This is a genomic window from Acidianus brierleyi, assembly GCF_003201835.2.
In the GTDB taxonomy this organism is placed as follows: Archaea; Thermoproteota; Thermoprotei_A; order Sulfolobales; family Sulfolobaceae; genus Aramenus; species Aramenus brierleyi.
The window spans coordinates 1,131,888-1,145,863 of record NZ_CP029289.2; the positions used below are offsets into that span (position 1 = coordinate 1,131,888).

Consider the following 13,976-nt stretch of genomic DNA (forward strand, 5'->3'; position numbering starts at 1 on the left):
GTATAAACTTTAGAAAAAAGTATAGTGAAAAAATTTATTTAATTATAAGTAGAGTATCTCCTTTCTTTACTCCTTGTCCAGGTTTTACAATAATTTTCTCTACTATTCCTGCTATTGGCGCGGAAATAATTGTCTCAGATTTCATAGCTTCAACAGAAAGCAAAGGTTGGCCTTTATTTACTGCATCGCCTTCATTAACCCTAATCGTAACTATTCTGCCTTGTAATGGTGATATTACTTCACCTTCCTTTCCTTTGATCATTTCTTCTATTGACTCGCCTTCTTTTGAAGGAAGTTCTGTAAGCCTTTCTAATCTAAATACGCTAGCGTTATCTAAGAGTATATAGCCATTGTCTATGAATGCTCTATGAACTTTTCCATTAACTTTGAATAGATATTCATTTTCTCTTGTACCTTTTCCCAGATATTCTATTTCAAATTCATTATTCTCTGTTTTTATCTTATCTTTATCACCTTTACTATCTATAGCCATTATATAGGTATCTCCAGTATCTGCGTATGCCCTATATAGTTTCATTACCACATCACCCTCGTAGAAGATTGCGTTATTATACCGTAAGTCTTCCAACCAGACTTACTTTGGGCTTTACCTTTGTTATCAGTGCTGCTTGTTCTCAAAAGTCCTCTACTCTGAATTTCTGCAGCTATGGCTGCTTTTATCTCCTCTTGTTCTCTCAAATATTTTACAAATTGATCAGTTTTTTGTGAAATATACGAAGTACTGAATTTTCCTTCTTGAAAATCTGGATCTTGCATTATCCATTTATAAAGCTCTATAGTAGTTTTTATTCCTCCTATTTTATAGTCAGCTAACGCTCTTATTCCGGCTTGTATAGCATATTCTCTACTTTCCCCATAAACTATTAATTTAGATACTAGGGAATCGTAATATGGAGGAACGTAGCTACCAGATTCTATTCCACTATCTACTCTAACGCCAGGCCCTGTAGGCTCCCTATAATATGTTACAAATCCGGAACTTCCAGTAAAATTATTTAAAGCGTCTTCTGCATTTATTCTATATTCTATTGCTGTTCCTCTAACTCTCTTGTTTAGATCCTCTTGGCTAAAAGGCAGATGCTCTCCTGCAGCAAGTTTTATCTGCAGTTTTACCAAATCTATCCTAAATATAAGCTCTGTGGTAGGATGTTCAACTTGTAATCTCTTATTGAGTTCTAAAAAGTAGAAATCTCTAGAAACGTCCGAAAAAGCAGTTTCAAATGTACCTAATGTAAAATAGTTTATCAATTTCCCAAATTTTATGATTGGCTCAAACATAGATTCTCTTTCTTCCATTTTAAGAGCAGGAGATGGCGCTTCCTCTATTAGTTTTTGATTTCTCCTCTGAATAGTACATTCTCTTTCCCAAGCTACTACATAATTACCATATTTATCTCCTATTAATTGAAATTCTATATGCCTAGGATTTACAGCGTATTTTTCTATAAATAAGTCTGCTTTTCCAAAGGCTTGATAAGCTAATCTTTTATTTCTTTCCCAAACGTCCATTAATTGATCCTGATTATCTACTCTTGTTATACCTACACCTCCACCTCCGCTAGCAGCCTTAACCATTATTGGGTATCCTATTTTTTCAGCTAACTTTAACGCTTCGTCTATAGAGGTAACAGGGCCGTCTGATCCAGGAGCTGTAGGAACTCCTGCCATATTTGCTAATCTTTTTCCATCTAGTTTATCCTTTATTTTTCTCATGACCTCGGATGAAGGACCGATAAACGTTATGCCAGCTTTTTCTACTGCTTCTGCGAATTCTGCATTCTCTGATAAAAATCCGTATCCAGGATGAATTGCGTCAACATGAGCTTTTTCAGCAGCGTCTATTATATGTTCAATATTAAGATAGCTATCTAACGCAGGAGCCTTACCAATATAATAAGCTTCATCAGCATATTTTGTATGAACGGCGTATTTATCTGCCTCAGAATATACTGCAATTGCAGTCATTCCCATTTCTTTTATCGCCTTAAGCACTCTGGTAGCTATTTCTCCTCTGTTCGCAACTAAAACTCTACTAAAAGGCGGCATTTTACCCCATATATTATTGCTTTAACTGTTTAAAAGATTTTTACCTTAGAATATTTAAACCTTAAAAAAATAATATTCAGTGTTCGTGATTCTCCTCACCAATCGGATCCCGGATTCCACATCACTAAAAAAGATTATATTAAGCTGCATAAATACCTTCCTCTGCAACGTATTTTTTCCTAGCCAAATCTAACAATTTTCTTGTGAAGAAAATGGAATACATGACTACAATAACTGCAAATATTAATGATAACCATCCTACTAATGCTAGTTGTCCGTTAGCGTCAGCTAAAGCTAATTCCTTCATTAAACCTGTTCTTACTTCAAGATTATAATTATTATATATTTGAGGCCAATATTCACCAATAGCTAAACCTCCCCATGCGCTATTTACAGTACTTGAGAGTCCTGCTATTATATAAGGAAAAGCTGACGGAATAACAACCTTTCTTAGTCTTTGCCAAAATCCCATATTAAGATTATCCATAACTTCCCAATATTCTGACGGCATATTTTTTACTCCTAACCAATAACTATAAAATATATAATAAAATGTGGATATAAATCCTAGAAATAGTACATAAAATTCATCAGTATAGCCTCCAAGAATTTTTGATAAATATGGATACGTTGCACCAAAAAGTAATGGGAAGTATGCTGGAGCAGGAAACGCAGCTATACTCTGAATAATAGGTATGGCAATCCTTTCTGCTTTATGATCTTTGGCTAAAAAATACCCTGAAAATATGGCTATAACAAATGATATGAGAGCTATTATGGCTACACGAATATAATCCATTCCTATTTGAATCAAATCGTCAGGAACAGTGGAGAATAAATAATACCATGTACTAGCTGAAACGTTTTTAACTACTATAAAGGCAGAATATGCAAGAAGAAACAGGAACAAGAATCCTATCCCTGCACCGATTTTTCCCCATGGCATTTTCTTTTTACTTTCCTCTTCATCTATATCTATTGGTCTAGGCCTAGTAACATATTTAGCTAGTTTAGTAAAAGGACCTTTAGCACTACTTAATCTTGCAGAATACCCTACTCTAAATCTTCCTCTCCTCATATTATTCTCTTTAACCTCAGTATCTAAACCATATCTTTGAACTGAAAAAGCTGCAAATTCTCTAAGTAAAAATGTAATACTAGTAGTGAATATTGCTAAAACTAGTAATAAGTACAGTGCGTTAGTGTATTCTCCCATAGCAGTATACTCAGAAATTAGCGTACCTATTCCAAATACTTGATAAGTATGTACCCCTACGCTGAATACCTCGCTTACACTTATGTAAAATAGAGCATCAGCAAAACTGGGAATTAAATTAGCAGCTATTCTAGGAATGGAAAATGGAATATATAATTTTATCATTTTATCTAAAAATCCTAGTTTATAGTTTTCTGATACTTCCAATAGATTTTCTGGAACAGTTTTAAATGCCTGATATATTCCCATCCATATATTCCATACTACTGCCGTGAAAACAAGGAATAATACAGCAAGTTCTACCCCTAAAGAACCACCTATTTCGAAAACAAAGAAAATCAAAACTACTGGGAAAAACGTTATCACTGGAACTGATTCTAAAACCTCCGAGATTGATATGTATATATTCTCAAATATTCTATTTTTTATTGCTATATACCCTAACAACCATCCAGTAACTATAGAAGCCCCTATTGTTATAAAAACCCTTGCCAATGTTGCTAATGTAGCTAGGATCGCTAGTCCTAAATCAAACATTTGCTTCACCACCATTTAATTTAGATTTAGTGGTAACTGGTGTAAGCAATCTATAGAGATTATCAAGCAATTCTTGAAACTTTTCACTCTTAGGATTTCTAGGTCTTTCTATGTCTATTTTTACCTCTCCTACCACATTAGCAGGCCTATCATTCAAAACATAAACTCTGTCAGCTAATTCTATAACTTCTGTTAAATTATGAGATACAAGAACTGCTGATCTCAAAGATGTTTGATCGTTAAATAACATACCATAAACTTCTTGCCTAAGGCCTTCTGCAGTTAATTCGTCTAAATGTGAAAACGGTTCATCCATCAAAAGAACCAAAGGATCTGCCGCTAGTGCCCTAGCTATTGCAACTCTTTGTCTCATTCCTCCACTCATTTGTTTCGGATAAAAGTCTTCAAATCCTTGTAAGCCAACTATCTCTAGCATTTTTTTAGCTATTTTATTCTCTTCGTCTTTATTCAATTTTCTATATTGAAGACCTAATTTTACGTTATCTAAAGCAGTTAACCAAGGAAAAGTAGCAATTGATTGATGAATCAAAGAAATCTTCGGAGTTGGAGAGACAATTTTTTTGCCCAAAAGTCTAACCTCACCCTCTGTAGGTTTTATAAAACCGCCAAGGATTCTTAGCAAAGTGGATTTACCTATACCAGAAGGACCCACAATTGCAACCAGCTCATTTTCTCCAGCATATATATTTACGCCCTTGAAAACTTCATAACCGTTAGGATACTTATAAGCTAGATTTATCCCTTCTAGGATTCTTCCATCTGTATTCCCCGTTTTTCATCACAAATAATTTCTTAAAAGCTTTTCCTCAATTAAATATATGCAAAATTCCTCAGAAAAAATTTTTATTGTTAAGCCTGAATATTCAGCACGTAAAGTATCTTCTGGGGCCGTAGATGTACTTTCAACACCGATGATGATTGCATTTATGGAAGATGTATCGTTTAATTTAGCTAAGAATGTGACAAAGGAAGGAGAAACTACTGTAGGAATTCATGTGGATGTTAAACATCTAAATCCAGTACCTATAGGTGCCGAAATTAAGGTTAGATCGGAATTAATCAAGATAGATGGAAAAAGATTGGTATTTAGTGTAGAAGCATATTGGAGAAATACCAAAATAGGTGAAGGAATACATGAAAGATATATAGTAAATGAAAATGAGTTTATGAAAAAGATTCAGAATTTACAATAAATTTCTCTCCACTCTTTATAATATATTTCATCTTATATAGTTTTGATGCGACATCTATCCCGTATTCTCTAGCAATTTCTCTAAGTGTAAACTCTTTATTATAATATTTTTCTAACGCTCTCTTCATTTCAAATAACGAAGGATCATTAGAGTAATATTTCCTACAAATCCCTTCTGCACTGTACCCTTTTTCTTTAAGAATAGCTTTTATCTTTGGTATACCTGCTTTTATACAAAAATCTACTGAATCCTTTATTTTAATATCTTTTAATTCCATTACTGTATTTCTATCTAATCCTAATTCTGCTATCTTTGATAGCTCATATGGAACACCATATTTTACTGACATGTAAAGCTTGAACGCTTCGTCATACTTTCTATTTAAAGCTTTTAATACTCTATATAAAGCAAATGATATCCAACGAGCGTTAGCTATTATTTCTTCTAAATCTTTTGCCGAAAGTTCTGGACATACAGTAGATATATTTTCACCCTGAGACCATTTTTTCAATAGTTCCTTTCCTAGTTTACATCTTCTCATAGATTGAAGGACAACACTCGAACTAGATACTATGTCTAATACGTCAAAGTTTTCTTCATTTAAAGGGAAACCATTTAGTGAATCAATGTCTATATAGCTCCTCGAGACAGCTTTACCTAAAGCGGTTAGGAAAATTCCCCTGCTTATTCTTATTAATTTAGTATCACTTAATTTATGTAAAATACTGGAAAAATCATCCTTATCCATATTCTTAAATTTTAAGCTCCCCATAAGGATCTTATGAATTTCATCGTCATCAAGACCTTCTGCCCAAGATATTACACCTATTGAAAGATTTTCTGGCTTATAATTAACTAATTTACTCTGATATACATTAGTAAAATATTTACTTCTTAATTCGTCGGCATTTCTCATTGACGTTGCTATTATTATGCTTAATCCTTCTTTATCATAAATAGGCCTTCCTGCCCTACCTGCCATCTGCTTAAATTCCATCAAATCGAGATCTCTCCATCCCTTGAATTCTCCTCTTTCATCGACTTGAGGTAAAGAAGTATCATAAAATATCGTAGCATAAACAGGCAGGTTTACTCCTTGTCCCAATGCAGTAGTAGCTACAACGAAATTTATTTCTCCTTTCTTTAGAGCCTCCATCACAGCCTTCCTATCTTCAAACGAAAGACCACTATGATAATTTTCTACCTTAAATCCAAATTTAGATAATACAGAACTTAATTGCTCCGTAGATCTTCTACTCTTTACGAAGATTAATGCGTTTTTGTTTTGATTCCTTATATATTCCAATACGGAAGCTAAGATTTGTAACTTTATTTGCCTTATTCCTTCAAAAGTATTTAAAGGAATATCAAAATTGTTGTCATAACATCTTAGTACATATGGATAAGCAATACATTCGTGAAGAGGAACGCTTCTCTTTTCGTATGATATTACGTCTGCGTTTAACCATTCTGCATAATCCTTTATATTAGGCAAAGTAGCACTCAAAGAAATAGTAGGTACAGAATTATTCTTACTCCATAAAACAATATTTTCTATTGCAATACCTCTATCTGTTTCTACATTATGAACCTCGTCTATTACTACAACGCTAACATTTGAAAGCCATTTGTAGTTATGCCTAATTGCGCTGTCAAACTTCTCATATGTAGTAAGAAGAACGTCCGATTCAAAAGAGCCTAAATCGTCCTCATAGACATCTGAATCTATATATCTTGATTTTCTTTTTTGCCTAACGTCCTCATATACTTCTTTTGCTAGAGCTTTTAGAGGAGATACATAAACAGCTATTTTTTCTCTATTCTCCAAAACATATTTTGCCAAAAAAGTCTTACCTGAACCTGTAGGTGCTGAAAGTAAGTAATTATTATCTGGATCCTTATCATATTTCTCTAAAAACAATGACTGTAATTCATTCAACGCAATCTATATTGATAAAAGTAAAATAAAAAGGCTATTATGATTATCTTATAATCTAAGATATATCCAACCTTCAGACTGTTTCCTTACTATTTCTCCTACGCCTGCAGTAACTATTTTTATTCCTTCAATTAATTGCTCATCTTTTATTCCTAAAGCAGTCATACTATTTCTACAGCCTACCACAGCCACGTTATTTTTAAATAGTTCGTTTATTGTATTTTCATTTTCGTTACCTTTGATAAGAGATCTTATAGCATCCTGATGAAATACGACTTCTATTTCAGCATCTTTTATATCGTTTCGTAAGTTCAGTACTGATTTCATAGCTTGTAAGGCTCTTGAATTATCTGAAACTTGTACTACTACTTTCATATGCTACTTTAACGGTGTTTTAATAAAACATTAACTCTATTTAAATAATGACTAAAATTAAAGAAGATTTTTCCTTACATGGAATTTTCCATTTATGTAAAAGCATTATTTTATCTGAACAAGGGGTTCAAAGGGGGCGGAAGACTCCATCCGTAAGGGTGGAGATGGATAGCCTCCTTTGTGGTTACATTTAAATACGTATTTTTCAAATATTCTATTAATGGCAGTCACTGACGGAGTAAGCGTCACTGAGACGCCTTGGTTAAAGCGAGGGTCTATGTGGTACGCCTCTGCTCCATTCAACAGTCCCATATTGGGATACTGTGGGTTCACATTAGTGCTCGGGGTCGGAACGACCCTTAGTGCCTGTGGAGCTGAGACCTCTACCTTTGGCAAGCCTCGGCTTTGAAGCAGGAAGCCACGTCCGTTAGGGCGTGGCAGTTCACCTTAATGAAGCTAAAGGGATATGGAAGACTTCTAGCATTGGCATAGCTTTGAAATAGGAAGCTACATTAGTAAGACGGTGTAGTTTACATTTCATATAACCAGCAAGCTACCTTATTCCCTCCCTTTATAAAAAATGGAGGTTCTTGTAATGCGCATTTCCTAAATAGAAGTTTATCATTTTTTGCTGCATAGCAATAATCATGGAAAGGACAACCTTTATCACTTGGCTTACCTACTTCTACAACATCAATTTTTTCAAATTTTTTACCTATAGTTATTACAGATTTTTGCATAGTTTGAGAATAAGGATGATATAATTCTTTTCTTCCTTCTTCTAAAACTCTCCCACCGTATATAACATAAATCTTAGAACATATTTCAGAATATTCTGCAGAACTCATAAATAGGAGGAGAGTAGAATTAAGCATCTTGGCCGCTTTAATTAAGTATTTTAATGCAAGATACTTAGCTTGTTCTTCTATTAATTCCAAAAAATCTTCACTTATTATAAGCTTTGTTTTTCCGAAAAATACTGATGATAAATAAACCTTAAATACTTCAAATTCTTCGAGGCTATTCATTTCAGTATCATTAAGATTTAGAAAATTCATTATGACTTCGTAATTTCCTGAATATCTCTTAGAAAAAAGTTTGAGAATTTGACTAACAAAAACCTTTGGTCTTTCAAGATTTCTAGGAATAAGCCTTATATTTGAAGGAGAAATTTTCTCTATTCCATTAAAATAACTTACTTCACCAGAAAATCTTTTTCGTCCAAGTAAAACGTCTACTAAATCTGACTTATCCTTGTCCCAATCACCAAGAATGCATGTAATACCGTCTATAGCTAACGTTATACCATGAATATTTTCTGTAGTAAGATTCTTTACGAATATCATGTCTCCCACGGATAAAGAAAACATTTAACTTTGTTATTTCCTACCTTAACTTCTTCTGGTTTATTGCTCTTGCATTTATAACTTGAAAATGCACAATTTTCGCTATATACACAACCATTTCCTATAATATTCCTTTCTCTTATATTCCCAGAAATTAAATCAGTTGTGTATGGATGATAATGATCATATAATACGTCACTACCTTCTTCCACTTTTTCTCCTTTATATATTACAATAACATAGTCGGCAAGCCTAGATATTACGGCAGGATCGTTATCAAGAATTATGAAACTAGACTTTACTATCTGCATTAAATCTATTAAAGAATTAATTATAATAGCTCTCCCATTATCATTAAGACCAAACTCTATGTCATCTACTATTATATACTTAGGTTCCATAAAAGATGCTAACGCTATTGAAATTTTCTTAGCTTCTAATGGTGAAAGTTGAAGAGGATGTCTGTATACCAGATCTTCTTTTGCTCCAAGAATTTTTAGATATTCCTTAGCGATCTCTTCTGAAAAATGAAAATCTCCAAAATTATGTGATATGGCTATTTCAGCGAAGTGGGAAGCCACATTATAGATAGGATTAAACATAGAGTAAGGATCATAAAAAACTGCAGATATTTTACTCCATCGTATTGCATTCATTTCTTCTTCTGATAATGAAAATATATCAACTCCATCAAGTATTATACTTCCAGATATCTTGTTTTTCAGCCTTAAAGTAAGATATATTAGGTCCTCCTTACCGCTATCTCTTTGACCTAGAACTCCTAGATACATATTGTCGGAAATTTCTGCATCAAAACACCTTAATTTTTCTGAAGTTATACAATTATATTTTAGCATTATCTCACCTTAAAGAATCTGAAATAATATAAAGAATGACTATTACTATCCCCCTAAATACAGCTGGAATAAGGAATAGCCACCAGTCTGGTAATAATCTGGAAGTATTAAGTAGAGTGGTTAAAGTAGGATAACTAGGATCCCCTACTCCTGCTATAACACCCATTGCAGTATATGTAGATATTCCGTCTATAATAGCTGGAATAAAAAATTTCTTAGTTAAAGATGACAATGATGGCCAATATTGGGAAATAGATAACCTAAATGAAAGCTTACCTACAATTCTTGATAAAAGAGGCATTGATGTAGAAAAATAAAGATTTTCACTTATTTGCCTTGCATAATTGGACCATCCAGTAAGAGCAATTATAATCGCAGTTAAGAAAAAATTAGCTCTCAAAAATGTCCCTTCTGGAATTCCATAAAATAAAGCTATAGCTAAAAGAAAAGGTATTCTAGGAATTATTGTCAATGCGTCCAAGAACCTAACCATTATAACTCTAGTTCTACTACCTATAGTGGAAAAAACACCATATGTAGCAGCTAATAATATTTCTATAATGCCTACTACTGTTCCAAAAATGAAAGTGTTAATAATTGCTATTGCATTTACATTTATCATATTTTGTCCATTAATATACGTTCCAAGAGGAAATTCTAGATTTGGAGAAGTCAATGGTGAACCTTGCGGAAGTTTGTAGAAGGAAAAAAATAAGGAAAATAGTATTATAAAAACTAAAATTATGACAGATACTTTCATCTTCTCACCCTTGGATCAACTATTCCGTAAATAACGTCTGCAATGAAATTTGAAATAAGAACTATAGTCGAGTATATTAATAAGATTCCTTCAACTACTCTAATATCTCCAGAATCCACGCTAAATCTTAATAGGTATCCTAAACCAGGCCAAAAAAATATAGCTTCAATTAAAAACTCTGCTATCAACATTTCTATAAAAGCCGAGGATATTGTAGACAAAGTTACTACCATAAGATTCCCTACAACGTGACGATAGACTATTATGTCCTTACTTAAACCTTTTGCTTTGTTGATATCTGAAGTAGAACCAACTGTATATATTATTCTATTAGCAAATATTCCGATATAAGGAAAGAATAGTGATAATAAAGGAAGTATTATATAAAAAATTAGATGACCCTTCGGAGATCCTATAGGTAAAATTCCAAGATAATAATGAAAGGTATAGAGTAACGCTATGCCAATAACCCACGACGCTAAAGCGTTTCCAATATATTTCCATTTTTGTATTAAAGTTAGTAAAAATCCGCTACTGCCAATAGATCTCATTACTAGAAAAGCGCTTAAATAAACAGTTAAGGAAAACGCTATTCCGCTTAAAAGACTTGTATAAGAAAGTGAGGTAAGAAGCAAAGAATCTACGCTTATTCCAAGTTTACTTAATCCCTCATTAAATGTTAATAGGTCTATAATATCCTTAACAGGATTTATTCCTTGAATAATCTCTAAAAAATAAACCACTACTGAAACTATAGATATAGATATTACAAGGCTTGAAAATCTTTTCAAGATATAGCGTGATAGGGACCCTTCAACTGCATAACCTTTAGAAAGTTCGCCTAATACTCTTTCTTGCATTAAAAGAATAGAGCTTCTGAACCCAAAAGCTGTACCTATAAATATTAGAAATAATCCTAGAATTGACAAAATAGCATATGGTTGAATATATCCATACACTGAAAATACATAAAAACTTGACTTATTTAAATAAATGTCATGTACTCCAGTGATGTTTATTTCCTTATTAGGAAGAAATATAGTAGAATTTGGAAATCCTTTACTTAGAACTGACCAATATTGATATCTCCAGTTTTGCGGAGGATAGGCAATGCTACCATTGCCATAACTTATATCTTGATAAAATACAGTTATCGTAGAAATATATGATAGAACAATACCTATTAATAATGATAAAATAGAAAAAAATAGAAGACCGTATTTCATGGCTTAGCTATTGAAGATCTTTAGATTAAAAAAGTTTTATTTTAGTTTTTTAGATTCCAACAGTCTTAAATGAAATATTCTTTATTAGATCTATTCCAACAGTAAATAAGAATGTTATTGCTAAAACTTCTAGAATATAAAATAGCGGTAGAGGAGTAACGAAAATCCCTAACAATGAGATAAGAGTAATAAATATTATATCTGCTATACTTGAAGTCAGCAAAAATTTACTTGGCATAGAAGCCCACATACTTCTTCTTTCCCTAACCATATATACGGTAAATTGACCACTAAATACTAACATATCGAAAATGAATGTATGAATTTCGTTTATTGATAATCCTTGATACAGCGAAACCCATAAAGCGAAAAATGACTCAACTACTACAAGAAAAGCTAAAATCAATGATGCTATAATTAATTTTTTGGCACTCCATCTTTCTGGATGTTGTGAATATCTTACATTATCAGTAGCTATAGACATAGTAACGAAATCGTTAGCAAACAATAATAATATTATATCAAAGGGAGTAGTTACAAAGAATCTCACTATAAAGAAAGATAATGTTAGAAATAATACAACTTGTAATGTTTTAATTATTTTATTTATTGTATATGTTAACATCCTTTGATAAATTTTTCTTCCAGTTTTTATAGATTCTACTATATCTGTAAGTCCCTCATGTGTTAATACCATACTTGCAGACGCTTTTGCCACATCTGTAGCGTTAGCCACAGCTATCCCTACTTCAGCTTGTTTTAGTGCAGGAGCATCATTTACTCCGTCACCCGTCATTCCTACGTAATGTCCTGCTTTTTGTAAAGTTTTAACTATGAAATATTTATCCTCTGGATAAACTTCAGAAAATACATTACATTCCTCTATTTTCTTTACTTTTTCATGTTCATCTGGAATTTCTTTTATATCATTTATATTGCATATAGTATCTCCTATATCAACCTCTTTGGCTATTTCTTTTGCAATAAGTTTAGTATCTCCAGTTACCATCTTCGGTTTTACTCCCAAGGCCTTAATCTCTTGAATAAAGCTTTTACTATCTGGTCTAGGTCTATCATAGAGTGGAAGAATACCTACTACTTTTAGTTTACCTTCTTTATCTCCTATTGCAACAGATATTGTCCTAAAACCTCTAGACGATAAATCTTCCAAAGTCTTATTATAATCTCCAATATTATTTAGCTCGGCCATGGATGCTATAACTTGCGGTGCACCTTTAACTACTCTTAATATTTTACCATTATAATTTACTATAGCCTCAGTTCTTTTTATGGAAGGATCAAATGGTTTAAAACTTATTTTCTCAAAATTCTCTGGATTTATTTTATTTTCTCGTAGACATGTTATAACTGCGTTATCTATAGGATCTTGACTTGCCTCATCAGAAGCCATATATGCATATTTTACAACCTCGTCTTTACTAAAACCCTGCATAGGAATAGGGTCTCCTACTCTCATTCTATTTTCGGTTATTGTACCAGTTTTATCTAAATTTAAGACATCCATTGAAGCAGCGTCCTCTGAGGCCGTTAGCCTAGTAACTAATATACCCTTTTTTGATAATTCAACAGCTCCAAGTGCCATGGCTATTGTAAAGGTTGCGGGTAAAGCTACAGGTATGGATGCTATCAATACTATTAATGAAAATGGTAATACGTCTGAAATACTTATTCCTGATATTATTGAAAATACCGTTAATGCTATTACAAGAACTACATCGATAATTATTAAATATTTCACTATATTTAAAATAAGTTTTTCCAAATGAGATTCCGCCTTAGCTGACTGAACTAACTCAGTAGTCTTTCCAAAATATGTCTTAGCTCCAGTTAAAATCACTACTCCAGTAGCTTCGCCTCTTTTTATTATAGACCCAGAATAAGCTACGTTACCCACTGTTTTTGAAACTGGCATTGATTCTCCTGTGAGAGCAGATTGATCTACTGATACTTTACCATCAAAAATTTTCACATCAGCAGGAACTATATCTCCTAATCTTACATGAATTACATCTCCTGGCACTAAATATCGCGCTGGTATAACTTCCCACTTTCCATTCCTTAGTACCCTAGCTTTAACGTTCAACTTCTGTTTTAAGAGTTCTACAGCATTTTCCGCTCTATTTTCTTGAACAAAACTAACTATTGCATTAAAAACTAATAAAAATGCTATAATATACATATCCAAATATTTTCCCAATACATATGTTAATACTATTGCAGCTTCTAACATCCATGGAACTGGAGCCCAAAATTTCTTAAGAAATTTTATTACTGGACTTTCTTTTTTCTCTTTTATTTCATTGTAACCGTAAGTCTGTAACCTGTTTTTAGCTTCTTCCTCAGATAGCCCATTTTTTGACGTGGATAGTTCTTTCAATATATCCTCTATAGAAGCCTTTTCATAATCAGTCATAGATA

Annotated in this window: 12 protein-coding genes; 1 reads left to right on the forward strand and 11 read right to left on the reverse strand. The window is 32.8% G+C overall.

Annotation, left to right across the window (positions count from 1 at the left end; genetic code table 11):
• Positions 1–34 precede the first annotated feature (34 nt).
• The 4 genes from DFR85_RS21735 to DFR85_RS21750 form a co-directional block, all read right to left on the reverse strand.
• Positions 35–538, reverse strand: coding sequence for a biotin/lipoyl-containing protein (locus DFR85_RS21735; RefSeq protein ID WP_110270071.1), 504 nt, complete (start codon positions 536–538; stop codon positions 35–37).
• On the reverse strand, positions 538–2,067 hold the full coding sequence (locus tag DFR85_RS21740) for an acetyl-CoA carboxylase biotin carboxylase subunit (RefSeq protein ID WP_110270072.1): 1,530 nt from the start codon (positions 2,065–2,067) through the stop codon (positions 538–540). Before DFR85_RS21740 ends, DFR85_RS21735 begins: the two co-directional genes overlap by 1 nt.
• A gap of 139 nt (positions 2,068–2,206) precedes the next feature.
• On the reverse strand, positions 2,207–3,820 hold the full coding sequence (locus tag DFR85_RS21745) for an ABC transporter permease subunit (RefSeq protein ID WP_110270073.1): 1,614 nt from the start codon (positions 3,818–3,820) through the stop codon (positions 2,207–2,209).
• Entirely contained in the window at positions 3,813–4,526 is a 714-nt protein-coding gene (locus tag DFR85_RS21750; RefSeq protein WP_110270074.1) for an ABC transporter ATP-binding protein, read from the reverse strand. The genes DFR85_RS21745 and DFR85_RS21750 overlap by 8 nt, the downstream gene beginning before the upstream one ends.
• 133 nt (positions 4,527–4,659) lie before the next feature.
• On the opposite strand from DFR85_RS21750, the gene DFR85_RS21755 reads away from it, so the two are divergent.
• The gene (locus DFR85_RS21755; RefSeq protein WP_110270075.1) at positions 4,660–5,034 is read left to right on the forward strand and encodes a thioesterase family protein; all 375 of its coding nucleotides are present in this window, start codon (positions 4,660–4,662) and stop codon (positions 5,032–5,034) included.
• On the opposite strand, the gene DFR85_RS21760 is transcribed toward DFR85_RS21755, so the two are convergent.
• The 7 genes from DFR85_RS21760 to DFR85_RS21790 all read right to left on the reverse strand — a co-directional run bounded on the left by DFR85_RS21760 (position 5,006) and on the right by DFR85_RS21790 (position 13,971).
• Positions 5,006–6,973: a DEAD/DEAH box helicase gene (locus tag DFR85_RS21760; protein ID WP_246253035.1), complete on the reverse strand. Its 1,968-nt coding sequence runs from the start codon at positions 6,971–6,973 to the stop codon at positions 5,006–5,008. The genes DFR85_RS21755 and DFR85_RS21760 overlap by 29 nt on opposite strands.
• 48 nt (positions 6,974–7,021) lie before the next feature.
• Positions 7,022–7,348, reverse strand: coding sequence for a DsrE family protein (locus DFR85_RS21765; RefSeq protein WP_110270077.1), 327 nt, complete (start codon positions 7,346–7,348; stop codon positions 7,022–7,024).
• A 530-nt stretch (positions 7,349–7,878) separates the two neighbouring features.
• The gene (locus DFR85_RS21770) at positions 7,879–8,694 is read right to left on the reverse strand and encodes an ABC transporter ATP-binding protein (protein ID WP_110270078.1); all 816 of its coding nucleotides are present in this window, start codon (positions 8,692–8,694) and stop codon (positions 7,879–7,881) included.
• Positions 8,691–9,551 carry an ATP-binding cassette domain-containing protein gene (locus DFR85_RS21775; protein WP_110270079.1) on the reverse strand — a complete coding sequence of 287 codons (861 nt, stop codon included), beginning with the start codon at positions 9,549–9,551 and terminating at the stop codon, positions 8,691–8,693. The genes DFR85_RS21770 and DFR85_RS21775 overlap by 4 nt, the downstream gene beginning before the upstream one ends.
• 4 nt (positions 9,552–9,555) lie before the next feature.
• On the reverse strand, positions 9,556–10,311 hold the full coding sequence (locus tag DFR85_RS21780) for a peptide ABC transporter permease (protein ID WP_168367138.1): 756 nt from the start codon (positions 10,309–10,311) through the stop codon (positions 9,556–9,558).
• Positions 10,308–11,537 carry an ABC transporter permease subunit gene (locus DFR85_RS21785; RefSeq protein ID WP_110270081.1) on the reverse strand — a complete coding sequence of 410 codons (1,230 nt, stop codon included), beginning with the start codon at positions 11,535–11,537 and terminating at the stop codon, positions 10,308–10,310. The genes DFR85_RS21780 and DFR85_RS21785 overlap by 4 nt, the downstream gene beginning before the upstream one ends.
• Positions 11,538–11,586: 49 nt before the next feature.
• Positions 11,587–13,971: a plasma-membrane proton-efflux P-type ATPase gene (locus tag DFR85_RS21790; protein WP_110271801.1), complete on the reverse strand. Its 2,385-nt coding sequence runs from the start codon at positions 13,969–13,971 to the stop codon at positions 11,587–11,589.
• Between the last annotated feature and the right edge of the window lie 5 nt (positions 13,972–13,976).